This window comes from Pseudomonas sp. ASL9 (assembly GCF_056680335.1).
Map to the genome: position 1 here is coordinate 2,080,531 of NZ_CM155277.1, position 25,256 is coordinate 2,105,786.

A 25,256-nucleotide genomic window follows, 5' to 3' on the forward strand; every position below is an offset into this window, starting at 1 on the left:
GAAGCTGAATAAAGCTTGGTATCTGTCCTCATTCTCGGATCTGGATATAGCGATAGAGATTTTAACGAAATTTCCAGATTTCTTTGATCCGGCTACAGGTACAGAGGGGCCTGACAGTTATGAGCAGAGCAAAATCAAATTTATCTCTGGACCACAACCATAGCAGCGATGTCGAATCGTTGAGCGTCAAACTGGCATTGGTTGCACTACCTTACGGTGAAGGGCCACAAAAAATCATGCCATTGGGACTGCAAAATATTTCTGCTTATCTGAAGAAGCACAGTTCCGATGTTGATGTCACAATATTCGACTACTCCGAATCACATGTGTCGGATATAGACAGGTTAGTTGACCTCATAGACTGGGAACCAACGATGGTTGGGTTTTCGGTTTACAGCAGTAACGTGGTAGCCGCAAAACTATGGGCTAACACTGTTCTAGAACGTCTACCCGATGCTTTCATTTTCTGTGGTGGACCGCACATTAGCTTGGCTGCTGAGTCATTTTTGAGGTATGCAGCTGAAACTTACCGTGTTGCCCTAGTGGGGGAGGGGGAATACTCAACTCTATTGCTGGTTCAGGAGTTTACGAAAAAACAAAACCCCCCGATCGAATTATATACAAAGCAGTCAAAGCAAAGTCAGGCGCACAAATTAAATCTCGAAACGGTTCCAAATGCCGTTTGGATAGATACGCAGGGAGCATGTCTCACGAGTTATAAATGTAAAAACCAGCTTCCCGCCTGCGAATGGGAGAATCCACTGCTTGATTACACTACTAGCGATATTCAGTCCCTTCATTATACTGACAGACGGGATGGTATACGTAGAAAAGCAATAGCATTCACTAGCAGCAGGGGTTGTCCACTAGCCTGTTCCTTCTGCGCAATTGTAGCAGCCGACAAAGAAGGGCCAAAATGGCGTGCTGCCGAAGCCAGTACATTACTGGTATGGCTTGAGCAAGCCGCCCGCACCTACAGCTTCGAACATGTGTACATGATGGATGCGAATTTTTTTGTTCGCAAGGATCGGGTATTGGAATTTTCCAGTGGCTTATATAGCCTGTTTAAAGGAAAAGTTACCTGGAGTAGTTCTTCAACTGTTGGCTATCTCCTGAAAATTCAGGATGCACTGCCGACCTTGGTCGTTCAGGGCCTAAGGCTTGTAGAGTTGGGTATAGAGTCAGGCTCACAGAGTCAACTGGACTACATGAACAAAAAGGTGACTGTTGAGAAAAATATTTCTGCCGTTCGGGCACTTCATGACAATGGTATCGCGCTAGGCCTAGATTTTATAATGTTTTACCACGACCAGAACCCAAGGGAAATACTGGAAAACCTTTTGTTTATACTCCGCTCCGGCCTTACAGAGCACGAGTCTCTAGATCACTATTTCAATATAATGATGTTGTACCCCGGCACTCCCGTGAGAGAGGTATTGGAATTAAGGTTAGGATACCCACTGTCTCTGGAGGAATTACCAGATTCACGGCAATTTATACAAAACCATGAGGTTTCGTTAATCTATAATTCTTTCATCGATGGCTTTGCCAAGAAACACCTAACTCGACTAGAAGCTGCGATTTCAAGAAACATCATGAAGGTCCGGGAAGGCACCGACGCATACACTCGAGCGTACTATTCACTTCTCAATATGTATCTACTCCACTTGCCGTTCAAGGTACTGTGGTCACTTTCGCGCAATCCTCGATCCGTTGATCAGGATTTAGTCGCCATTGATTATATTTATCTCATTGCTCTGAGTTTGGATGAAGAAGCGGAGCCAACGTCAATGGAGTCCAAGCATAGCGAGGTTACCACGGGCTCCGGAGGACGAAGAGGTGAACTAATAGCCAAAATTCGCTGAGGTAGCTAATGAACAATGACATCCGGATAGGCACTAGCGGCGGTCAGGCCGATCTTAAACGACTCGTAGAAAAACTAGAGAGCAACAATCAGGGATGGGAGGCGTCAGTCACGCATTTCAGTGTAGGGCTTCGCTTTTTTGAACCTTTCGACGTTGAGTTGGGAGAGTGTGCCTTGGCGAATGGAATATCCTTGGCAGTCCATCCTGTTGATATTAATCTTTCGGCTGAATTAGACAGAGAGGAGCTATGTGTTTGGAAACAAAACCTGAGAGGCTTCCCCTTTATCTATTTGGAGGAAGATCTTGGGTTATGGCGATATCAGAGGGTGTTTTTAGGAGCACATCAGACAGATCCAGGCTTTTCTGAAGTATCACTGTATCAGGCGGCGAGCAATGCCGCCTTTGTTCAAGAAATGGTTGGCATTCCAGTAGTCATAGAGAATCCACCTGTCTACAGTGGTGAGATAGGTATGGGGTTCTGGGAATACTACAAGCGAATTTGTGATTTATCAGGCTGTCAAATGGCTTTTGACGTAGGTCATTATCTAGGGTACTGCAGGGTTCATAACCTTTCCCATCCGATGCCAGATATAAAAAGCGATATCTGGAAGCACATTAAGACGGTTCATCTATCCGGGATGAAATCTTGGCGATGGAATGGTGTAGCTGTTTGGTTGGATCAGCATGCTGACAAATATAATGATGAGATGTTGCACATCGCTCAAGCCTGCATTACCAACGAGAAAGTATTACATAATGTACTTCTAGAAATGGAAGGCGCTGACAATGACGTTCGTCACCAAAATTTCCTGCTAATAAAGGCGATTTTATAGAGGCTTTGCTGATGCAAGAAATGTATGAGCGGTTCGGAAGCTTTTACTCATTTGATAATCTTCTGCGTGAAAGTCCGGAGAGTGGCCTTCCGGATATAAACTTTCGATTTGATTCGACACGCCGATTTATTGATATCGTCAGGTTCATAAATCGGCGCTGGCCTTTCTCGATCCCTTTTATATCCAGCGTTTACGGAGTGTCGTTCTGGCGGCCACTATTCGACAATTTCCCTTCTGATGCGGGCAACTGCCCCACGCTTTACGAGGCCTCAGTGACAAGGGCCGCAGCGGTCATACAAGAGCTTGATGCTGATTTTCTATCAGAGATAATCCACTATGAGGATTTTAGGAACGGATCTGGCGTTTTCTACTACTCGCCAGATGCAACCAGTACGGATGTATCGGTCCTGATCCCTTATGACCTCAGTTCTTTTTATTTATCGCTCATGTTTTACGGTCGAGCGTCGGCGCCTTCGTTCCTGTATCAGCAACTTGATATCGAACCTGGGTGCACCTATAGAGCAAAAAAGAGATGAATGCATGTCATCGAGTAGGGCGTGCTGATGCCCTTTACTTTGCAATCGCCATCACTGTAACCATCGTCGAGCTCGCGATCATTGCCACGACGCCGAATTTGGGAACACTGGCCCTCGAATATGCGCTTATCGCCCAGCTTGCCATATCAATCCTGGTAGAGTTTGGAACGGCGTACATTCTGGTTGTCAGGCTTGGGATTATTCGCGCGACACACGTTGGCTTTACCCTCAAAGCGATGAGTTGCTGTCTCTTTTTTTCTGGGGTGGTCGTCGCAGGTCGCTCTTTTTTTTACGGCTGGTCATTCATTCTCGCCTCGTTTTTACTCGACGCCATGGGAACCGGCCTACTGAAAGCTGCATTCAGGCCTGCCTACAGTGCAATGCATTATTCAGGTGTGGGCAAGCCCGCTGATTATATGAACAGCCTGAGAGGGTTTGGCGCAATCCGATTAGGTCTTCCCTGCGCGCTATTGTTTCTGGTCGGGGTCGCCAATTTTTTCGCGGCAAGTATGGAAGTAATCTATGCAATGTTCTTTATTGTAATTGGATGTCGGTGCGTCCAGGTCTTGCTCACTCGAAGTGATCTTCGAGAGGTGAGATTTGCCCCGACTGGAATTTCAAATACAGTAAAGCACCGCTCTGCTTCTATATTTGCGGCCCTCAAAAAGGCGCCTGTATTATGGGCATGTTATACCGTGGGCACAGTATTTGAATCAGTCATACTTATGTACGGAATCGGGTTGATCTACAAGTACAAAGGAATTTCACTCCTACCCGACGCCGTCACTTGGATGGGCGCTTCGGCAGTATCACTTTGCATCTATTTGATTTCCTATGCTGGCGCGGGTTGCGTCGTACGTTACTGGTCTTTCTTGAAGAGAAGTAAGGTGTTTTTAACAGCCTGCTCATGCCTGACTGGTGCTGTAGTCTACCTGCTTCTGCTAAATCCGGATGAGATCGGATACCTTGCAGGTTTACTCGGTTTTTGTTTCTCTGCATCTGTATCGGCAATACTTCTGGTCAGGTATGCATCTACTCAATTTTTGCTTCTGTTCAGTGAGCAGGACAGTGCCAAGATATTCCTTTGGGCAGAGCTGGCCGCAAACGTGGCGCTGATCGTAATTGTGGGTACGGCTACTGCCTTGGTTGGTCCTGAAAGCATATTGCGAATTTTCGGTATTCTTTTTGGCTTTTCTACTGCGGTTGTGATCATGTTTTGTATAAAAAAACCCTATGAGTGCTCGGAGTTTCCCTAACAAACTAACTTACCAATCGAAATGGCCAATGCGCCCATGCGGCACATCGGCCAATCACATCAAACCGAAGTAGCCTGCTCCACCAAATCCGCTGGCGACACAATGCTGGTCTTGCCACCCCGCGAACGGCCCGAACTCAGGTACTCGGCAATCGATTCCTGGGTGACTTCCCCGAGGAATACCCGCTCGGCGTCCATCACCGGCAACCATGATCGATTGAACTCGTACATGCGCGACAACAGGATGCGCAAATGCTCGTCGAACGCGGCAGTGGCGTTGAATCCAAGCAGGTAGTGCGCGCAGGTGCCTTGCTGACGGTGCAGGTCACGGCGACGGACATAGCCCAGGCCTTTGTTGTCGGCGTCGGTCACCACCACGTAACGACGGTCGAGTTCGTCCATCAATTCCAGCGCTTCAGCCACCGGGGTTTCCGGGCTGACGGATGGCGCGTTGTCGGCAGCATCTTCGGCGCGAACCAGCAGCAGGCGTTTGAGGGTGCTGTCCTGACCCACGAAGTTGCTGACGAAGTCGTCCGCCGGGTGTGCAAGCAAGGTGTCGGGATGATCGACCTGGATCAGTTTGCCGGCCCGGAAGATGGCAATTTTGTCGCCCAGCTTGATGGCTTCGTCGATGTCGTGGCTGACCATGATCACGGTCTTGTTTAGCGCCCGTTGCATCTCGAAGAACTCGTTCTGGATCATCTCGCGGTTGATCGGGTCGACCGCGCCGAAGGGTTCGTCCATCAGCAACAACGGGGCATCGGCCGCCAGCGCACGAATCACGCCGATCCGCTGTTGCTGACCACCGGACAACTCACGTGGGTAGCGGCTCAGGTACTGCTTGGGCTCAAGCTTGATCATGCTCATCAACTCGCGGGCGCGGTCGTGGCACTTCTGTTTGTCCCAGCCCAGCAAACGCGGAACGATGGTGATGTTTTCTTCGATGGTCATGTTCGGGAACAGACCAATCTGCTGAATCACGTAGCCGATATTGCGGCGCAGGGTCACTGCATCCAGGTCGGCGGTGTCTTCACCGTTGATCAGTACTTTGCCGGAGGTCGGCATGATCAGCCGGTTGATCATTTTCAGTGTGGTGCTCTTGCCACACCCCGAAGGCCCGAGGAATACACAGATCTCGCCTTCGTTGACGGTCAGGCTCACAGAATCCACGGCGATGACGTCTTTACCGTTGGTGTGAAACGTCTTGGTCAGGTTCTGAAGTTCGATCATTTGCTTTGGATTCATCATTTCAATAGACCTTTTGGAGTCAGCGTGCGTTGCAGCCATTGCAGAAGCAGGTCGGCGAAGATGGCCAGAAGACTGACCAGTACGGCGCCAACGATCAGCATCGACATATCGCTGCGGCTGATTGAAGCGAGAATAAGTACACCCAGACCACCGGCACCGATGGTCGCGGCGATGGTCATGACACCAATATTCATCACCACGGCAGTGCGCACCCCGGCGAGAATCACGGGCACGGCGATGGGCAACTCGACCATGCGCAGACGCTGAGCGAAGGTCATGCCGATGCCTTTGGCCGCTTCGCGAATGCCAGGGTCGACCCCGGTCAATGCCAGGTAGGTGTTACGCATGATCGGCAGTAGCGAGTACAGAAACACGGCGGTGATCGCCGGCATCGGCCCCAGGCCCTGACCGAACTTCGAATAGAACGGCAGCAACAAGCCGAACAAGGCAATCGACGGCACGGTGAGCAGCACTGTAGCGCTGGCTTGCAGCGGACCGGCCAGTACCGGGAAGCGCGTCATTAATACGCCCAAAGGAACGCCAACCACGATGGCCAGGGTCACCGCGATCCCGACCAGGGTGATGTGCTGCCAGGTCAGGTGCAGGACCAGCGGCCAGTCCAGGTGGGAGAAGGTGCTGAAGATATTCATGGCTTCTCCTTATTGTCTTGGGAGACAGGGTGCGGTGGGTGCTCGCGCAGGAAGTCCGCGGCAACGATGGAGGGGCTGTCGTGATCGACATCGACCCGCGCATTGAGCGTGCGCATGGTGGTGTCATCCAGCAGTTCGGCCAGCGGCTTGAGCAGCGCGGCGAGGTCCGGATGAGCATCGAGGTATTCCTGGCGAATCACCGGTGCAGCGGTGTAGTCCGGGAAGTAGTGCTTGTCGTCTTCGAGCAGCTTGAGCTGAAACGCGTTCAGGCGCCCGTCCGTGGTGTAGACCAACCCGGCGAAAACCTGACCGTTACGCAGCGCGGTGTAGACCAGCCCGGCATCCATCTGGCGGATGCTCTCGCGGTTCAGGTTCATGTCGTATTGCTTGACCATACCGAGCAAACCGTCGGAACGGTTGGCGAACTCGGTATCCAGCGCAACGATGTGTTTGTCTTTCACCTCGTCTTTCAGGACGCGGCTCAGGTCGCTGATGGTGTTGATCTGCGGGTACTGGTCAGCGACTTTTTTCGGCAACGCCAGCGCGTAGGTGTTGCTGAATTTCGAGGGCGAGAGCCAAACCAGCCCCTTCTTCGCATCCAGCGTCTTGACCCGCTCAAAGGTCTGCGCGCTGTCGAGCTTTTCGTCGACATGGTTGTAACTCACCAAGGACACCCCGGTGTACTCCCAGATCAAATCCAGTTGCCCGCTTTCTTGCGCGCTACGTGCCAGAGTGCTACCCAGGCCGCCGGTCACTTTGACGTCGTAGCCGTTGGTGCGCAAATACTGCGCGGTGAGTTCCGCCAGGATTGTTTGCTCGGTGAACACTCGGGCGCCGACGCGAATTACCGGTTTTTCAGCCGCCTGGGCAAATCCCGAGAGCAGCAAGGCAAAGCCTATAAATAAGCATGATTTTTTCATTGGAATTCCTTTCAATCAGCGGGTCAGACCGCGTTCCAGCCAGAGTCGGCTCGCCAGGGTCACCACGCCATCAAGCAGCAGTGCGAGCAAGGCAGTACACGCTGCGCCAAGCAACAGTTGCGGCTGATTGTTCAAGGCAATGCCGGGGAAAATCAGGCTGCCCAGGCTGTTGGCGCCGATCAGAAAGGCCAACGGGGCCGTGCCCACATTGATCGCCAGCGCCACCCGCACACCGCCGATGATGATCGGCACGGCATTCGGCAATTCGACACGCAGCAGCACCTGGGTGGGTGTCATGCCGATGCCGACGGCGGCTTCCTTGAGTGAACCCTGAACGTTTTTCAGGCCTTCGTAGGTGTTGCGCACGATGGGCAACAATGAGGCGAGGAACAGGGCGAAGATGGCCGGTCCGCTGCCAATCCCGAGAATCCCAAGGGCAATGGCCAGCACGGCGAGCGGTGGGACGGTGTTACCAATATTGAAGATCTGCATGAAGCGTTCGGCGCGGCCGACCATGCTCGGTCGGCTGAGGGCAATGCCAGCAGGGATTCCGACTACCAGGGCTGCCAACATTGAAACAACAACCAGAATCAAATGAGCTTGCAGATAAAACAACAGATCGTCTTGGTACTGTTCGATGGTACTGATGCCGATCCAATGGACCAGCAGGGCCAGAAGTGCAATGACAACCGCACCTCCCAATAGCCCCTTGCCATAGCGATTAGCCACAGGCGGACTCCTTATTTCAGTCGGCAAACGCGTTGCAAGGCCGGCCAATATTGGCAGCACACAAACGTTCGCGAAGAGCAGCGGGTGGGTCGCCGGTAAGGGTTTAACCTCGGCGAAAACACAAGCCATAAGCGCAGCTTCGTCAAGCTAACCAGCTGATTTTTCAGCCCCTGACGTTGGCTGTTACAGGGGAGTGGACGTCTCCACGACCTGAAAGGTTCCCATGAAAGACACTATTTCGCCACCCGTGATCGACTGAACGGTTCGGTTATTGCATCCAGTTGGGCTATAATCGGCGCCCTTTTTTGAATCACCTGCCAGGCGATTTCCCATGACCAACCAGGCCGCCGAAGTCGCGAAACGCCGCACTTTCGCCATCATTTCCCACCCGGATGCGGGCAAGACCACCATCACCGAAAAGCTGCTGTTGATGGGTAAGGCCATTTCTATCGCCGGCACGGTGAAGTCACGTAAATCCGACCGCCATGCGACATCCGACTGGATGGAGATGGAGAAACAGCGCGGGATTTCCATCACCACGTCGGTCATGCAGTTTCCGTATCGCGACCACATGATCAACTTGCTCGACACCCCGGGCCACGAAGACTTCTCCGAAGACACCTACCGCACCCTGACGGCAGTGGATTCGGCATTGATGGTGCTCGATGGTGGTAAAGGCGTCGAACCACGGACCATCGCGTTGATGGATGTCTGCCGTTTGCGCGACACCCCTATCATCAGCTTTATCAACAAACTCGACCGTGACATCCGTGACCCGATCGAACTGCTTGATGAAATCGAAGCCGTCCTCAAGATCAAAGCCGCACCGATCACCTGGCCCATTGGTTGCTACCGCGACTTCAAGGGCGTGTACCACCTGGCCGACGACTACATCATTGTCTACACCGCCGGTCACGGCCATGAGCGTACCGACGTCAAGATCATCGAAAAGCTTGATTCGGATGAAGCCCGCGCCCACTTGGGTGATGAGTACAAACGCTTCGTCGATCAGCTGGAGCTGGTGCAAGGCGCCTGCCACGAGTTCAACCAGCAAGAATTCCTCGACGGCCAGTTGACCCCGGTGTTCTTCGGCACTGCGCTGGGTAACTTCGGTGTCGATCACGTGCTGGACGCTGTTGTGAACTGGGCACCCAAGCCACTGGCCCGGGTCGCCAACGAACGCACCGTGGAACCAAACGAAGAAAAATTCAGCGGTTTCGTGTTCAAGATTCAAGCGAACATGGACCCCAAGCACCGTGACCGTATTGCTTTCATGCGTATCTGTTCGGGCCGCTATGACAAAGGCATGAAGATGCGCCACGTGCGTCTGGGCAAAGAAGTGCGAATCGGCGACGCGCTGACGTTCTTCTCCTCCGAGCGCGAACAACTGGAAGAAGCCTTCGCCGGCGACATCATCGGCCTGCATAACCACGGCACGATCCAGATTGGCGACACCTTCACCGAAGGTGAGAACCTGGGCTTCACCGGTATCCCGCACTTCGCCCCGGAACTGTTCCGCCGCGTACGCCTGAAAGACCCGCTCAAGTCCAAGCAATTGCGTCAGGGCTTGCAGCAACTGGCCGAAGAAGGCGCGACGCAGGTGTTCTTCCCGACGCGCAGCAACGACATCATCCTCGGCGCCGTCGGTGTGCTGCAATTCGATGTGGTCGCCAGCCGCTTGAAAGAGGAATACAAGGTCGAGTGCGCTTACGAGCCAATTACCGTGTGGTCAGCCCGCTGGATTGAATGCAGCGACAAGAAAAAGCTCGAGGACTTCCAGATCAAGGCCGTAGAAAACCTTGCAATCGATGGCGGCGGTCACCTGACCTACCTGGCACCGACCCGGGTCAACCTGGCCCTGATGGAAGAGCGCTGGCCCGATGTGAAATTCCGCGCAACGCGTGAGCATCACTGATAGCGAGTAAAGCGGAACGCGTAGTTGCAAGCCTGCTCCCACACAGGATTTTTTGGACAGACACCGATGTGTGACTGATACAAAAATTCTGTGGGAGCAGGCTTGCCTGCGAATAGCTTCACACGGTCTACCTGACAGACTCAGATCATTTCATTGCGAATCCAATCAATCACCGATGTACGCTTCGGCACCCAGCCCAGCAGTTCACGAGCATGTTTGCCGCGTACCCGGCTATTGGAACCTAAACCATAGTTGGCCATTTCATAGCCCCACTCGGCTTCAGCGTCTTTGAGCGGCCAGTCCTGCGCTTTGCCCAGACCCAATACCTGCGCGATAGCGTTGCTCATGTCGACAAACGCCGCTTCGCCACTCTCCACGAAGTAGAACGTACCGGCCGGATTTTTCTCCAGCGCCAATGCGTAAAGCTCCACTACGTCTTCAATGTGCACGTTGGACCAAATATTCTGGCCCGTTCCCACGTGACGGACGATGCCGCTTTTTTGTGCTTGTTTCAGCAACCGTGGCAATTGCACGCTGTCGCGTTTCACACCCAGGCTGTGACCATAGATCAGGGTGTTGCAGATCACTGCGGAGCGCACGCCCTGTTTTGCCGCACCCAATACCAGGTTGTCGATGGCTACACGGCCAGCCTTGTCGGCAGTCGGCTCAGGCAATTGATCTTCGACATAAATCACGTCGCTGGATTTACCGCCAGACGCATCACCGACGATGCTCGAACCACTGGTATGCAAGAAGGGTTTGTTCGAGCCTTTGAGACCGGTGATCAACGCTTCGACGGCACCACGGTGGTCGCTGCTGGCGGCATTGATCACGCCATCGGCCTTGCTCGCTTGTTCGGTCAGCAGTGCGCTGTCGTCCAGCGTGCCAATGACCGGCGTAATACCCAGCGCGGTCATCTCTTCAGCCTGTTCGGCGCTGCGCACCAGACCGGTAACGTGATGGCCTTTTTTGACCAGCCCGGTGGCGATGGAGCCGCCAATAAAACCTGCGGAGCCGGTGATGAAGATGTTCATGGGATAACTCCTCAATGGGTTAAACAATCTATACCCAGTATTGAGAAGTTATTACCCATGAAAAAGATCCGCCGAGCCAAATGACTGTTGCGCTGAAATCACGAATGACCGGCGTCCAACGGTCACTGTTGCAGCTGTCCCGCACGCCCCAACCAGCCCGGCGCGGCTTTTTGCAGCCACTCATTGGCGACCGGATTGTGCCTGATGCGGCTGTCGAAAAAAGCCTGGCTGATCGCCTGAATGGCGGCGACTTGTTTAGGGTCCGGAGCAGGCTCTGCACCGACAGGGCTGTAAGCGGAGCCTGCAGATCGCGCGCTTTTGCCCTTGGCATGACTTTTCCCGCCAGGGGTGTGCTCGTCGCCTGGCGGCTTGCTTGTCGCCTTTTTATCAGGCGGAATAGGGACCAAATCAGAGCCGGACAAGGTCTTGTAAGTAGACCGCGCCAGCTTCAGGCGATAACTGCCAGCAACCGTCACCGACTCGCCGAGTAATTCCCTCTGTTGGTTAGAGCTGACCCAATTAAAGGGGTCGTCATCGTCCGGGCTGGTGATCGTCAGTACTGGCGACGTTATGCGAGCGAACACCTCAGGCCTGGCCCCGACTTCAACATAAGGACTGAGCAGCAGCAAGGCTTTAGGCTGAATATCAACGCCAGATGCGACGCCCGCGTCTCCCGCGCCAGCCACCGCAACGGCCGTCTGCGCACCTAAGTCAAAACCGGCCACGACCACTTGGCTCCAGTCGATAGAAGCGAGTTGCACATCGCCTTTCGCTGCCCGTGCCCGTACTTCGGTCAGCACTTTTTGCAGGGTTGCCAGACGGTCGTGCAAGGCTGCGCCGGAGTAGCGATCAGCCGCCAGCTCACGAAACACGCCCGCTTGGGCCTGACTCGTGGCATAGAGTGCCGGGCCGTAATATTGCCCCTGAATCGACAACACCGCGTACCCGGCCTGCGCCCAGGCATTACGCCATTCTTCACCGGCCGTGGCCGACTCGCCGAGGCCCGGCAGGTAAATGATCAGCGGTAACCGCTCATGGGTGTCGGGTGCCACCCAGGCAACATCGACCGATTGCCGCCCGAGCTGCCAGGTCTCATCCCAGTTGGAAATGCCGTTGTGGGCAGGTTGATAGGCCGTGGCCAGATCCTGGTTAACCCATTCGGCGAATTTGATGTGCGGGTCCGCTGGGTCGCTGGCGCAGCCAGCTATCAGACCCAGGGTGCCGATCAGCACACTTACAGCAAGCCAGTGTCTCGGTTGAAAATTCATGCGCCCCACACAGTTCATCCCTATCAGTTGGCTCGGCTATAACAAGCAAGCCTAACCGCACCGGCCTCATGCCACGAGTGGGACACGGTAAATAATGGGTAAATACCTGCCCTACGCGGCGTAATTCGCCAGCTTCTTTTGGATGAAATCGAGAAAACATTGAATGCGCAGCGCCAACTGCGAGTTTCGGTAGTACACCGCATGGATCGGTTGCCGATAACCACTGTTGGCTTCCGGCAGGATCACCTGCAGTCGCCCGAGGCGGATGTCTTCGTGGGTCATGAAGTGAGAAAGGCAAACAATGCCCTCCCCGGCCAACGCCAACTGGCGCAAGGTCTCGCCACTGGAGGCGGACACCGCAGGCTGGATCTGCAATCGATCACCCTCTGCGTGGCGCAACGGCCAATGGTTCAGGCTTTCTGTCTGGGTAAAGCCGAGCAAGGCGTGGCTCGCCAGTGCTTCCACCGTGGTCGGTATGCCGTGCTGTTCTAGATAGGCGGGGCTGGCGAGAATATTCAGCGGGCTGCTGCCCAACGAACGCGCATGCAGCGTCGAATCGGCAAGGATACCGATGCGAATCGCCACATCCGTGCTTTGTTCAAGCAAGTCGATGATCAGGTCGTTGCTGTTCAGTTCAAGCTGAATGTCCGGGTACAGCGCGCGGAACTCGGCGACGTAAGGCACCACCGCGTGCAGCATGAACGGCGACGCGGCATTGATCCGCAAACGGCCGGAGGGCACGTGCTGGCGCAGGGACAAGCGCTCTTCAAGTTCATCCATCTGCGCCAGAATCTGCTTGGCTTTTTCGAGGAAAAACTTACCCTCTTCCGTCAGGTCCATGCGCCGCGTGGTGCGATTGATCAGGGTGGTTCCCAGCTTCGCCTCAAGCCGCGACAACGTCCTGCTGATCGCCGAAGGGGTTTGCCCCACGTGTTCGGCAGCGGCAGAAATCGAGCCGCTTTCAATCACCGAAACGAATACCTGCAGCTCATCTGATCTGGCTTTCACTGTTGTCTCCCGCTCAAAACTGGCTAAATATTAGCCTTGTTTTGTGCAAAAGAAAGACTGTTTCATTCGCGGCACAGATCCCCTGTAGCAACCGGGACGCGCCGTATTGTTGGAGAGCGCTTGGCGGTGTCAGATTTACCGCCTCGCCAACAGGCTGGCTCTCTATAAAATCTTTAAGTTATTGTTTTTAAATGATTATTTTCTGTCAGAGCAGATCAACTGTGGGAGCAGGCTTGCCTGCGAAGAGGCCCGTCGTGTAAAAGAGATCGTCATGACTTGCGGAATATTTGAGCCTGATCCAACGCGTTCGCAGCGGGACGCGTAGTTGCAGGCCTGCTCTCACGGGAGTTCAGAGTGAACCAAACACCCAGTTTGCTGCGCGACAGCGCGGCGTCGGAAACGGAAACGGGGCGGCATCTCCTACAGAATCAGACGCTGAATACGTTTGCCAAATGCTGCTCATAGCGCTTCACATCAGCCTCTATGGCCGGGACTTTCATCACGTCGACAGAGAGGAACGTCGGCAGCGCTGTCAGGCCCAAAAACGCGTTGGCTTTATGAAACGGGAAGTACACCGCGTCCACGCCTTTCCCTTCGAAGAAATCGCTCGGGTCATCGAATGCTTGCTGCGGGGCGTTCCAGGTTGCGGAAATCATGTACTGCTTGCCCTGCAACAACCCACCGCTGCCGTATTTCTGCGACGCATCGGAACGGGTACGCCCGTCGCTGGCGTACAGGCTGCCATGACCTTCGGTAAACACTTCATCGACGTACTTCTTCACGGTCCACGGCGCCCCCATCCACCAGCCCGGCATCTGGTAAATGATCACGTCGGCCCAGATAAATTTGGCCACCTCTTCAGCCACGTCATAACCGGCGTCGATTTGGGTTTCTTTGATATCAAAACCGGAGTGATCAAGGAACGCCAATGCCGCGTTGTGCAAGGTGGCGTTATACAAACCTTCGGAGTGAGCGAATTTTTTGCCGCCGTTCAATAACAGAATTTTTTTCATGAAAGGTCTCATCAGTATTCAATCGCAAACCGCAGTGCAGACGCGGCCGATTGAGGAGGTTAAAAATTGACTGACGGCAGGGTACCGACGAGACAGCGAATGAATAAGCCGCAGGCGGGCAAATTACATTTGATAAAAACGCACGAATAGCGCTCAGATTGTTGCTGCAGGGTTTTGAGGCCTTGAGTCCAGCAGGCTGTGTGAAAACGTAGCGAGCGAAGGCAAGACAAGGAAAAAACAGGCGAGGAAGCGGAGTTTACGTGTTGTAAATGAGCATTCCGAGCCTGTTTTTAACGCAGTATTGCCGAGCGCAGTAGTTTTCACACAGCCTGCCAAGCTCAGCGCTTCTGGATAGCTCAGTGTCGAGTACAGACAATTGCCCCTGACATAACCGCCCTATGGTGTCGGAGCGCGGACTGCACCGTCTGACAACCGCGCCCCCACCCTTGGAGTTGTCATGTCTACGCCGATTACCGTCCTTCGCGATACCCACCCATTGCCCCTGCTCGACGCCTGCAAATGGGAAAAACTCGAAGGTGACCCGCACACCGTCAACCTCAACGCCTACACCTCCGAGGACGGCAGCAAGATCATGGGCACCTGGATCTGCACTCCAGGCAAGTGGCGGGTGGACTATGTGAAGTGGGAGTACTGCCATTTCCAGGAAGGCTACTGCATCATCACCCCTGACGGCATGGCACCTATCCATCTGCGCGCTGGCGATATTTTCGTGGTCGAGCCCGGTATGAAAGGTACGTGGGAAGTGGTCGAAACCGTGCGCAAGTATTTCGTTTTTGCTTGAGCTGCTCTTTATCGATCAGTGCTGCTCGGCGGAGGCGGTCATGGCGAAAGCATCGGCCATGACCCGCCGCCCCGAAGCGTTATAGGCATTCAGACGTTGACGAGTGCGGGAATGACCTCCGGACGCGTTCGAAGACGGTTGAACCAGAGGTAAACGACCGGTGTGGTGTACAACGTCAACAGTTGCGAGACCGCCAGGCCGCCGACGATGGCGATACCCAGTGGCTGACGTAATTCAGAACCGGCGCCATGACCGAACGCCAACGGCACTGCACCCAGCAATGCGGCCAGCGAGGTCATCAGGATCGGCCTCAGGCGTAGCAGACAACCCTCACGTACCGCCTCGCGAGGCGACAAGCCCTGGGCTTCTGCCGCCAGCGTAAAGTCGACGATCATGATCGCGTTCTTCTTGACGATGCCAATCAGCAAAATGATGCCAATCATCCCGAGCACCGACAGGTCTTGTCCGCAAATAATCAACGCCAACAGAGCCCCGAAGCCCGCCGAAGGCAACGTCGAGATAATCGTCAATGGATGGATCGCGCTTTCATACAGGACGCCCAGCACGATATAGACGGTCAGGATCGCCGCAAGAATCAGCCATGGCTGGGATTTGAGCGAGTCCTGAAATGCCTGAGCGGTCCCCTGAAAACTACCCACAACGCTGTCAGGCAGCGCCACCGCCAGCGATGTTTGCTGAATCGCGGTAACAGCCTCGCTCAAGGCGTGCCCCGGTGCCAGGTCGAACGACAGCGTGATCGCCGGGAACACACCTTGATGGTTGATGACGATCGGCATCAGTTCGTTCTTGATGTCGGACAGCAGGTTCAACGGCACCAACGTGCCAGAACTCGAATGTACGTAGAGATGACCCAGTGTCGCAATGGACAACTGCCAGCGCGGATCGAGTTCCAGGATGACCTGATTCTGGTCCAGTTGCGTGAACATCGTCGCCACCTGACGCTGGCCGAAGGCGTCATACAACACGTCGTCGATGGCCTGTACCGAGACGCCCATCCGTGCCGCCGTTGCCCGGTCTATCACCAGGGTTGCCTGTGTCGCTGCGCGCTGTTGATCGGAGGTGACATGTTGCAACTGCGGCAAGCCCTTGAGTTTGTCCAGAAGCACCCCGCTCCAATGATCCAGCTCGACACTGTCCGGGTCCTGAAGGGTGTACTGATACTGGGTCTTACTGGCCCGCCCGCCGATTTGTATGTCCTGGTTGGCCTGCATGAACAGCTTGATGCCGGGGACTTTGTCGAGCTGCGGCTGTAACCGGGCGATCACCTGCTGGGCCGACGTGGTGCGATCGCTGAAGGGTTTGAGGTTGATCATCACCTTGCCCTGGCTGATCGTCGGGTTGGGTCCGATCCAGAAATAGACCTTGGCCACGGCCGGGTCCTGGCCGACGATATTTGCGAGGAGAGCGACCTGCTCACGCATCGCCTTGGGCGAAATATCCGGTGCAGCTTCAGCCACGCCCTGGATCAAGCCATTGTCCTGTTGCGGGAAAAAGCCCTTGGGAATGTAGACATACAATGCCGCCGTCGCCACGAACGTCGCCATCGCGACCGCCAGGGTCAGGCGTTGATGGTCGAGCACCCAGTCAAGGCTGCGACGATATCCATTCAGGATGCCGGTAAATGCATTTTCACAGGCCTGCGAGAAGCGCCCTGGACGGGATTCCTCCTCGTGCTTGAGCAACCAGGCGCAGAGCATTGGGGTGATCGTCAGCGAGACAATGCACGACATTAAAATGGCCACACTGACGGTCACCGCAAACTCACGCATGAGCCGCCCGACGATGCCGCCCATCAGCAGAATGGGCAAGAACACGGCAATCAGCGACACCGTCATCGAGACAATGGTGAACGCCACTTCGCGTAGCCCATCCACCGCGGCCTGCATTCGCGACTTGCCCATCTCCAGGTGACGGACGATGTTTTCCATGACCACGATGGCATCGTCGACCACAAACCCCACGGCAATCGCCAGGCCCATGATCGACAGGTTATCGAGGCTGTAGCCAAGCAGGTACATCACTGCGAAAGTCGCCACCAACGACAGCGGAATCGTCAGGCTCGGGATCAGTGTTGCAGTCGCTTTGCGCAGAAAAACGAAAATGACCACGACAACCAGTGCAATAGACAGCAGCAGGGTGAACTGAACGTCATTGACCGACGCTTCGATGGTCTGCGTGCGGTCGCCCACCACTTGAACCTGAACATCGCGAGGCAGTGAAGCGGTCAGCGCCGGCAGCCGTGACTTGATCGTCTTAATCGTCGACAGAACGTTGAAACCGGGCTGTTTATGGATGTCGACAACGATGGTCGGTTGTCCACCGATGGCCGCTGCCTGCTGGGTGTCTTCGGCACCATCGATTACCTTGCCCAAGTCGCCCAGCTTGATGGGCACACCGTTTTTGTAGGCCACGACCTGATCACGATAGCCCTTGGGATCAAGCAATTGGTCAGTGGCGCCAAGGGTGATCGAACGGTACTGGCCATCGAGGCTGCCTTTAGGCTGATCGAGGGTACTCAGGCCAATCACACTGCGCACGTCTTCCAGTGTCAAACCGCGAGCGGCCAACGCGTCCGGGTCGATCTGGATACGCACGGCGGGTTTTTGCTCACCATGAAAATCCACCATACCGACCCCAGGCATCTGCGACAGTTGCTGGGCCAGGTAGTTATCAGCGTAACGGTCCAGCTCGGGCAAGGTGCGGGTCGGCGAGGTCAGCGCCAACGACAACACCGTGAACTCCGCAGGGTTGACCTTGTTGAACGTCGGCGTGCTGGTCATGGTTTTCGGCAACGTGGCACTGGCGGTATTGATCGCCGACTGCACGTCCTGGGCAGCGCCATCAATATCGCGGGACAGGTCGAATTGCAGCACGACCTGGGTTTTGCCCGCCGCGCTGGTGGAGGTCATCGACGTGACCTGCGGTACCGCCGAGAACGCTCTCTCTAGCGGCGTCGCCACCGACGTCGCCATGGTTTCGGCACTGGCCCCGGACAATTTCGCAGTGACCTGAATGGTCGGAAAATCCACGGTCGGCAGCGGTGCCACGGGCAACTGGAAGTACGCGAAGCTACCCAGCAACATCACCCCCAACGCCAGCAGGCTCAGGCCTACGCGACGCGGGATCAAGCTCGACAAGGCGTTCATCGAGGAACCTCTATAACGGCAGGCGACTGCGATTGAGCAAGCGTTTGAGCGGCGTTCGCTTCGGGCTTGATCGCCATGACACGAATACCCGGTGCGATCCGCGACTGCCCCTGCACGACGACGGTTTCACCGAGCGCCAGACCTTGGCGAATCCATTGTTGATCGGCCACTACCGACGCGGCGTCGACCTGACGCGGCTCTACCCGTTGATCCGCATTGACGACGTACACGAACGAACCTTTCTGACCTTGCTGAACCGCGGTGGCCGGCACCACCGTGGCACCGCGCTGGGTGTGCAAGAGCAGCCGCGCGCTGACCAATTGGCCAGGCCACAACTGGTTTTGCGCATTGTCGAACTCAGCCTTGAGCTGGATCTGCCCACTGGCAGCCGACACCTGACTGTCGATGAAACTGAGATGACCGGTCGCGATCTGTTTTTTACCGTCACGCGTTACAGCCACCACTTGCAGTGCCTGTCGGCCGTTCTCTTCGAGTATTTCGGGCAGGTCGTCCTGGGAGACGGAAAAGGCCACCGAAATCGGGTTCATCTGGGTAATAGTGACCAGCCCAGTAGCCTCTGCGCCATGCGCAATTGAGCCAACGTCCAGCAAGCGTTGGCCGGTGCGCCCGGTCAGCGGCGCCATGACCTGGGTAAAGCTCAGCTGCAGCCGGGCGTTATCGAGCGCCGCCTGATCCGCCTGAACGGTGGCCTGCTGGGCCGCCAGTTGAGCGCGGAAGGTGTCCACATCCTGCGTAGGTCCCGCCTTGGCCTGCGCCAACTTGATGGCCCGATCCAGATTGACACGCAGGTTCGCCAGTTGCGCCTGATCCTTGGCCACCAGGGCCACTGCCTGCGCTACCTGAGCCTGATAGACCCGGGGGTCGATCTGCGCCAGTTGACTGCCCTCGGTGACCATCTGCCCCTCGGCAAACAGCACCTTCTGCAACTCACCATCGACCCGCACGCGCACGTTGACGCTGTTGAGTGGTTGCACATTACCGATTGCGTCGAGCCAGATCGGCAGGTCCTGTTGCTGAGCCTGCTGCATGAGTACAGGGACGGCGGAATCCTGTTGGCCAACCGGCGCCGCCTGAGTCCGCCCCGCCCACGCGTAACGAGCCAGTAAAGCCACGACGATCATCACGACGATCATCACGATGACCAGCCCCGGAAAAAGCCAACGTCGAGGCAAAGCAGATGGCATGAGGTTCATGGATGGGTGGCCTTAAAGGTGGATGAAGAAGACGCTGAAGGGTTCGAGTCAGCAGCAATGGTCGCGGGTGTGAAGTCACCCCCCAACGCCCGAAACAAGCCGACCGCAGCCTGCAAATGCTGCAAGCGGACCTGCAACAGGCTGTCTTCGGCCTGGTATTGGGTGCGCTCGACAATGAGCAGGGTCTGGAAGTCGGTGGAGCCCAGCCGATAACGGACTTGCGCTAGCCTGGCGGCTTCACGCGCGGAAGTGACTGCAGCCTGATTCAGCGTGTAGGTTTGATCGAGCTGATGCGCGGCGCTGAGCTGCGTCTCCACATCTTGCAGGGCCTCAATCACTGACTCCCGGTAACTGGCGGTCAACTCCTGAGCATGGGCCCGGTCGACATTCAATTGACCTGTGAGCTGCCCGCCCGCGAACACCGGCTGGGCCAGTGTGCCGATGGCACTCCAGATGCCGCCGCCCGCGAGGGTGTCGATCCCGCCCATCAGGTCCAGCGAAATATTGGGAAGAAATGCCGCCCGTGCGACACCGACATCGAAGTTGGCCGACTTCAATCGAGCCTCTGCCGCTTGCACGTCCGGGCGTTGCCGCAACAGGCCGATGGGCAATCCGGCATCCGGGTGCGGAACCGCGAGGTCCTGGAGGCCGGTTTGATCAATCTTGAAACCTTGCGGTGGGACGCCCACCAACACGGCCAACTGATACAGCGCCTGATCGCGCTGCTGACGCAATGGCGGCATGGCAGCCTGAAACGTCTGCAAGGCATTGCGCTGTTGCTCGACCTCAAGGTTGGAAACCGCGCCTTGACTGGCCTGGACCTCGACCAGCTCAAGCACCTGCTGCGCATTGTCGGCAATCGACTGGGCAAGGCGCAGTCGATCATTCAGCGACAGCACCTGAAAATACGTGGTAGCAATGGTCGCGCCCAAGGTCATGCGCAGCGTCTGGGCATCGAACACACTCGCATTCGCCAGGGCAGTGGAGGAATCAGCCGCCGCCCGCGCTTTGCCCCAGAAATCAACCTCGTAGGTGGCCTCGGCAAACACGCTGCGTTTTGCGGTGGTCCCGTAATTGTCCTGGCGCTGAACGTTACCGCCGAGGGACAGCAGCGGGTACTGCGCAGCCCCCGCTACCTGTGCAAGGCCCCGCGCTTCATCGATCCGGCTCATGGCGGCCTTGAGCGTATAGTTTTCGCTCAGCCCCTTGGCGATCAGTCCGTCGAGTTCCTGGCTGTGAAACTCTTTCCACCACGGCCCACCTGACGCGGGCGCCTCAGCGGCACCTTGCGCACCCGTCCACGCAGAGGCGAGCGGCACGTCGGGCTGATTGTAGGAAGGCACCAGAGAACACCCCCCAAGCATCAGCCATCCCGTGAACACCAGGGACCGGACTGCCCGTCCTGATCTGATCGTGCGCCCTGGAGATAAACGCTGCGTGAGCGCCGACGGTATTGTTGCGGCTGGCATGTGCTGATTGTCCCCGTTAACCCTTGTGGCATGACCCACGAATGGCACGAAGATAGCGAACGACGACTGTCAGAGCGGTCCTCTGTACTTAAACAATTGTTTAGGTAGCCGTACCGCAACGATGGGGCGCCCATCTGCACGACATAACCTTGGACGGGCAGGATGCCGAACCCGGTTGTCGGATCGATTTTATGGAGGGTGATTTGAGGGGTCGACATCATTCGAAGCGAGGGTGAATGGGTCTTGCGCTGCCAATTCCCGCGACCCGCTCGTTGATAGGCTCAACGAGCGGGCCGGAGGCAATCAGGCTTGCCGCGTTACTCGGCCTTGCAGTACGACTCAACAATTGCCGAGAAATCCTTGCCGCCTTCGCCGCGCAGGCTCATCGCCTGATACAGCTGTTGCGCCATGGCACCGAGAATCACCGGCTGATGGGCGACTCGTGCTGCTTCGGTCGCCAATCCCAGGTCCTTGAGCATCAGTTCCGCACCGAAGCCACCGGTATAACCGCGTGACGCTGGCGCGGTTTCGACGATGCCCGGCCACGGGTTGTAGACCTCGGAACTCCAGCAACGCCCGGTGGAGCTGTTGATGATGTTGGCCAGAACGCCGGTATCGATCCCCAGCGAGTTGCCCAGAGCCATGGCTTCGGCCACGCCGATCATGGAAATCCCCAGCAGCATGTTGTTGCAGATCTTGGCGATCTGACCGGTGCCGATGTCGCCGCAGTGGACAATATTCTTGCCCATCTGCGCCAATACCGGTTTCAGCACTTCGAAGTGTTCTGCGCTGGCGCCGACCATAAAGGTCAGGGTGCCAGCTTGCGCACCGCCCGTGCCACCGGAAACAGGTGCATCACCCAACACCACGCCTTGCTTGGCCGCAGCCGCTGCCACATCGCGGATGGTCTGTGGATCGATGGTGCTGCAATCCACTGCGGGCACGCCTCGGGCGATGCCGGCCAGTACGCCATCTTCATTCAGGTACACGCTGCGCACATGTGCGGCAGCCGGCAGCATGGTGATGACCAGCTCGCTGCCCTGCGCCGCGTCCTTGGGCGAAGTGCTGATGTGACCGCCCAGCGCCGCGAGTTCGGCCAATACGGTCTGGTTTAGGTCGAACAAACTCAGCTGATGACCGGCCTTGATCAAGTTGCGGGCCATGGGAGCGCCCATGTTGCCGAGGCCGATAAATGCGATTTTCATAGTCGTTCTCCTGTCAGGTGACTTAGCGCAGATGGATGGTGGTGTTCACGCCATCGTTCACGCTGTCATCGTCGAACCAACGGCTGGTGACGGTTTTGGTCTGGGTGTAGAACTGCACCACTTGTTTGCCGTACGGGCCCAGATCACCGAGTTTCGAACCACGCGAGCCAGTGAAGCTAAAGAATGGCACAGGCACAGGAATCGGGATGTTAATACCCACCTGGCCGACATCGATCTCACTCTGGAACTTGCGCGCCGCCGCCCCGCTTTGGGTGAACAAGCCCGTGCCGTTGCCGTACGGGTTAGCGTTGACCATAGCAATCGCTTGATCGAGGGTGTCGACTTCCAGCACCACCAGTACGGGGCCGAAGATTTCCTGGGTGTAGATCTGCATCTCAGTGGTCACACCCGAGAACAAGGTCGGGCCGATGAAATTGCCGTCTTCGAAGCCTGGCACCGAGACGTTGCGCCCATCCAGCTCCAGCTTGGCGCCTTCGCGAACACCGCTTTCGATCAGACCCAGCACACGTTCCTTGGCCCGTTTTGAAATCACCGGACCGACGTCGGTGCCCGCTTCGCTACCGGCGTTGACCTTGAGTTTCTGTGCCAGCGCCTTGAGGTCTGGCAACCATTGTTTTGCCGCGCCCACCAACACCACCACAGAAGTCGCCATGCAGCGCTGACCTGCAGCACCGAACCCAGCGCCAACCAGTGCGTTCAGGGTCTGCTCACGATTGGCATCGGGCAGAACCACCGCGTGGTTTTTCGCGCCCATCATCGATTGCACACGTTTGCCGTGCTCGCCGGCAAGTTTGTAGACGTGAGTGCCCACTGCGGTCGAACCGACGAAGGACACGGCCTTGATGTCTTTGTGGGTACAGATCCCGTCCACTACTTGCTTGCCGCCGTGGACCACGTTAAGCACACCGGCTGGCACGCCCGCCTCGACGGCCAGCTCCACCAACAGCATGGTCGACAGCGGGTCTTGCTCGGACGGTTTGAGGACGAAGGTGTTACCGCAGGCGATGGCCATCGGGAACATCCACAGCGGAATCATTGCCGGAAAGTTGAAAGGCGTGATCCCGGCGCAGACGCCGATCGGTTGGCGCAGCGTGTAGGTATCTACGCCACCTGCGACGTTTTCAGAGAATTCGCCCATCTGCAACGTACCGATGGAGCACGCGTGTTCGACCACTTCCAGACCACGGAAGATGTCGCCTTCCGCATCGGCAATGGTCTTGCCTTGTTCTGCACTCAACACCACAGCGATGCGTTTCGAGTGTTCGCGGATCAATGCCTGGAGCTTGAGCATGATGCGCATCCGCGCACCGATGGGGGTGAGGCGCCAGGTTTTGAAGGCTTGCTCGGCGGCCGCAACCGCAGCATTCAATTCAGACTCGGTGGCGAAGGGGACTTGCGCCAGCACTTCCTGAGTCGCCGGGTTAACGATGTCGTGCCATTCGTTGGTCTGCGAATCGACCCACTCACCACCGATCAGCAGTTTGACGCGAGCCACGGCGGTGCCGTTTTTATTGATGGAAGGATTGAGCGAAGCGTTCATTGGAGTTCTCCTGGATTCGAGCGGCCCGATGCGGGCGGCAAAAAAAGTCAAAGCAAACGGCGGCTATAAAGCTTTGTGCCGTGCCGGGTCAGGCTTCATCAAGGCGGTGCAAAACAGCGCTATCACGCCCATGCCTATCAGATAAACGATGACGTAATGAGGGCTACCATCAGCGTAGGCCAACAACTTGGTGGCGATCATTGGCGCGAAACCACCCCCCAGGACGCCAGCCAGTTGCACCGACACCGAGATGCCGCTGTAACGAATTTCTGCCGGGAATTGCCGGGCGAACAACAGCGATTCAGGCGCATACAGAATCGGAAACACCACGCCGACCGCCAGCACCATGGCCCACCAGACCAACAGTGGCTCACGGGTTTCGAGCATGGCGAAGAACGGGTAGACGAATGCACAGAGCAGCAACAACCCTACGAAGTACAAGCGACGTTGCCCGACCTTGTCGGACAAGTGCCCGCACAGTGGCATGGTAATCAGTGAAAGGGCCGCGCCCGCCGTAATGGCGCTGAGCACATCGCCACGCGGGATCTGCAATTGATTGGCCGCGTACGCCAGGGCAAAGGTCACCGACATATAGAACCAGGCGTTTTCTGCCGTGCGGGCGCCGATGATGGTCAAGGTTTCGCGCGGGTGATTGCGCAACACCTGAAACAGCGGGATCTTGACCGCGATGTTCTGTTTTTTCATTTTTTCGAAGTCCGGTGACTCCGGGACTTTCAGACGAATCACCCAGCCGACGCCGAGCAGCACGATGCTGGCGATAAACGGCAGGCGCCAGCCCCAACTGAGCATGTCCGCTTCCGGCAACTTGGCAACCAGGCCCATGGCCAGCGACGCCAACACGAGGCCGGCGCCAACACCGGTTTGCGGCAAGCTGCCATAAAAGCCTTTCTTGCCTTCGGGCGCATGTTCGACGGCCATCAACACCGCCCCGCCCCACTCGCCGCCAACCGCCATGCCTTGCAGGAAGCGCATGAGCACCAGAATCAACGCGGCCCAGTAGCCGATCTGATCGTAGGTGGGAATCAGGCCGATAATGATGGTCGGTATCCCCATCATCAACAGCGTCAGCAACAGCATCGACTTACGCCCGATACGGTCACCGAAGTGGCCGAAGATCACCCCACCCAATGGCCGGCCGAGAAAACCAACGGCATAGGTAGCGAAGGCTGCCAACACACCGGTGATCGGGTCCAGGGCGGGAAAGAAAATCTTGTTGAAGATGAGCGCGGCAGCAGTGCCGTAGAGGAAAAAGTCGTACCACTCGATGGTCGTGCCAGCCATGCTCGCCATACCGGCAAGCCGATAGGGTTTGGTCTTTTTCGCAGAGCTGGCACCGAGTGCGCCAGCAGCCGCTGTTGTAGCGTTCTTCATAAACTCCTCCGCTTATTATTTTTGTGCAGGGTGTTATGGCATGTGGGTGTTGCCTGGGATGTGGCTAGCGACCTTGCTGGTTCGGCTCCTGAGCCGCTGATCAAGAAGTTGGTCATGGGCGTGTTTTGGAGTATAGATGTGCAAACTTCTAATAAGAACCCTCATAAAAGCC

General features: G+C 56.3%; 19 protein-coding genes. 5 read left to right on the top strand and 14 right to left on the bottom strand.

Going from position 1 to position 25,256, the window contains the following annotated elements; all coding sequences use genetic code 11:
- Positions 1-119 precede the first annotated feature (119 nt).
- The 3 genes from AC1ME2_RS09700 to AC1ME2_RS09710 all read left to right on the top strand — a co-directional run bounded on the left by AC1ME2_RS09700 (position 120) and on the right by AC1ME2_RS09710 (position 4,490).
- A complete protein-coding gene (locus AC1ME2_RS09700; RefSeq protein ID WP_480440729.1) occupies positions 120-1,865 on the top strand; it encodes a B12-binding domain-containing radical SAM protein in 1,746 nt (581 codons plus the stop codon).
- Between the two features lie 8 nt (positions 1,866-1,873).
- The gene (locus AC1ME2_RS09705) at positions 1,874-2,698 is read left to right on the top strand and encodes a multinuclear nonheme iron-dependent oxidase (RefSeq protein ID WP_480440730.1); all 825 of its coding nucleotides are present in this window, start codon (positions 1,874-1,876) and stop codon (positions 2,696-2,698) included.
- Between the two features lie 532 nt (positions 2,699-3,230).
- Positions 3,231-4,490, top strand: coding sequence for a hypothetical protein (locus AC1ME2_RS09710; protein WP_480440731.1), 1,260 nt, complete (start codon positions 3,231-3,233; stop codon positions 4,488-4,490).
- A gap of 59 nt (positions 4,491-4,549) precedes the next feature.
- Here AC1ME2_RS09710 and AC1ME2_RS09715 read toward each other — a convergent pair whose 3' ends face one another.
- From AC1ME2_RS09715 to AC1ME2_RS09730, 4 genes are read right to left on the bottom strand one after another with little or no spacing between them, the layout of a single operon-like run.
- Positions 4,550-5,719 (bottom strand): osmoprotectant ABC transporter ATP-binding protein OsmV, encoded by a 1,170-nt coding sequence (locus AC1ME2_RS09715; protein WP_480442066.1) that lies wholly within the window; start codon positions 5,717-5,719, stop codon positions 4,550-4,552.
- 14 nt (positions 5,720-5,733) lie between these two features.
- On the bottom strand, positions 5,734-6,387 hold the full coding sequence (locus AC1ME2_RS09720; protein WP_480440732.1) for an ABC transporter permease: 654 nt from the start codon (positions 6,385-6,387) through the stop codon (positions 5,734-5,736).
- The gene (locus tag AC1ME2_RS09725) at positions 6,384-7,307 is read right to left on the bottom strand and encodes a glycine betaine ABC transporter substrate-binding protein (RefSeq protein ID WP_480440734.1); all 924 of its coding nucleotides are present in this window, start codon (positions 7,305-7,307) and stop codon (positions 6,384-6,386) included. The genes AC1ME2_RS09720 and AC1ME2_RS09725 overlap by 4 nt, the downstream gene beginning before the upstream one ends.
- A 15-nt stretch (positions 7,308-7,322) precedes the next feature.
- The gene (locus AC1ME2_RS09730) at positions 7,323-8,036 is read right to left on the bottom strand and encodes an ABC transporter permease (RefSeq protein ID WP_480440736.1); all 714 of its coding nucleotides are present in this window, start codon (positions 8,034-8,036) and stop codon (positions 7,323-7,325) included.
- Positions 8,037-8,367: 331 nt separating this feature from the next.
- Between AC1ME2_RS09730 and AC1ME2_RS09735 the strand changes: the two genes are divergently transcribed.
- Positions 8,368-9,951 (top strand): peptide chain release factor 3, encoded by a 1,584-nt coding sequence (locus AC1ME2_RS09735; protein WP_480440738.1) that lies wholly within the window; start codon positions 8,368-8,370, stop codon positions 9,949-9,951.
- 140 nt (positions 9,952-10,091) lie between these two features.
- Here AC1ME2_RS09735 and AC1ME2_RS09740 read toward each other — a convergent pair whose 3' ends face one another.
- The 4 genes from AC1ME2_RS09740 to mdaB all read right to left on the bottom strand — a co-directional run bounded on the left by AC1ME2_RS09740 (position 10,092) and on the right by mdaB (position 14,274).
- The gene (locus AC1ME2_RS09740; protein WP_480440739.1) at positions 10,092-10,985 is read right to left on the bottom strand and encodes an NAD-dependent epimerase/dehydratase family protein; all 894 of its coding nucleotides are present in this window, start codon (positions 10,983-10,985) and stop codon (positions 10,092-10,094) included.
- Between the two features lie 122 nt (positions 10,986-11,107).
- Positions 11,108-12,253 (bottom strand): alpha/beta hydrolase, encoded by a 1,146-nt coding sequence (locus AC1ME2_RS09745; protein ID WP_480440741.1) that lies wholly within the window; start codon positions 12,251-12,253, stop codon positions 11,108-11,110.
- Between the two features lie 111 nt (positions 12,254-12,364).
- Positions 12,365-13,261 (bottom strand): LysR substrate-binding domain-containing protein, encoded by an 897-nt coding sequence (locus AC1ME2_RS09750; RefSeq protein WP_480440742.1) that lies wholly within the window; start codon positions 13,259-13,261, stop codon positions 12,365-12,367.
- Between the two features lie 428 nt (positions 13,262-13,689).
- Entirely contained in the window at positions 13,690-14,274 is a 585-nt protein-coding gene (mdaB, locus tag AC1ME2_RS09755) for an NADPH:quinone oxidoreductase MdaB (RefSeq protein WP_480440743.1), read from the bottom strand.
- Positions 14,275-14,731: 457 nt separating this feature from the next.
- Here mdaB and AC1ME2_RS09760 point away from each other — a divergent pair, with 457 nt between their 5' ends.
- Complete coding sequence (locus tag AC1ME2_RS09760; RefSeq protein WP_480440745.1) at positions 14,732-15,076, top strand: cupin domain-containing protein; 345 nt, start codon at positions 14,732-14,734, stop codon at positions 15,074-15,076.
- An 89-nt stretch (positions 15,077-15,165) separates the two neighbouring features.
- Here AC1ME2_RS09760 and AC1ME2_RS09765 read toward each other — a convergent pair whose 3' ends face one another.
- The 6 genes from AC1ME2_RS09765 to AC1ME2_RS09790 form a co-directional block, all read right to left on the bottom strand.
- Positions 15,166-18,243 carry an efflux RND transporter permease subunit gene (locus tag AC1ME2_RS09765; RefSeq protein ID WP_480440746.1) on the bottom strand — a complete coding sequence of 1,026 codons (3,078 nt, stop codon included), beginning with the start codon at positions 18,241-18,243 and terminating at the stop codon, positions 15,166-15,168.
- Positions 18,240-19,457 (bottom strand): efflux RND transporter periplasmic adaptor subunit, encoded by a 1,218-nt coding sequence (locus AC1ME2_RS09770; RefSeq protein ID WP_480440748.1) that lies wholly within the window; start codon positions 19,455-19,457, stop codon positions 18,240-18,242. The genes AC1ME2_RS09765 and AC1ME2_RS09770 overlap by 4 nt, the downstream gene beginning before the upstream one ends.
- On the bottom strand, positions 19,454-20,926 hold the full coding sequence (locus AC1ME2_RS09775; RefSeq protein WP_480440749.1) for an efflux transporter outer membrane subunit: 1,473 nt from the start codon (positions 20,924-20,926) through the stop codon (positions 19,454-19,456). Before AC1ME2_RS09775 ends, AC1ME2_RS09770 begins: the two co-directional genes overlap by 4 nt.
- Before the next feature lie 317 nt (positions 20,927-21,243).
- Entirely contained in the window at positions 21,244-22,131 is an 888-nt protein-coding gene (gene mmsB / locus AC1ME2_RS09780) for a 3-hydroxyisobutyrate dehydrogenase (protein WP_480440751.1), read from the bottom strand.
- A gap of 22 nt (positions 22,132-22,153) precedes the next feature.
- Positions 22,154-23,692 carry a CoA-acylating methylmalonate-semialdehyde dehydrogenase gene (locus AC1ME2_RS09785; protein ID WP_480440752.1) on the bottom strand — a complete coding sequence of 513 codons (1,539 nt, stop codon included), beginning with the start codon at positions 23,690-23,692 and terminating at the stop codon, positions 22,154-22,156.
- A 63-nt stretch (positions 23,693-23,755) separates the two neighbouring features.
- On the bottom strand, positions 23,756-25,084 hold the full coding sequence (locus AC1ME2_RS09790; RefSeq protein WP_480440753.1) for an MFS transporter: 1,329 nt from the start codon (positions 25,082-25,084) through the stop codon (positions 23,756-23,758).
- Positions 25,085-25,256: the final 172 nt, after the last annotated feature.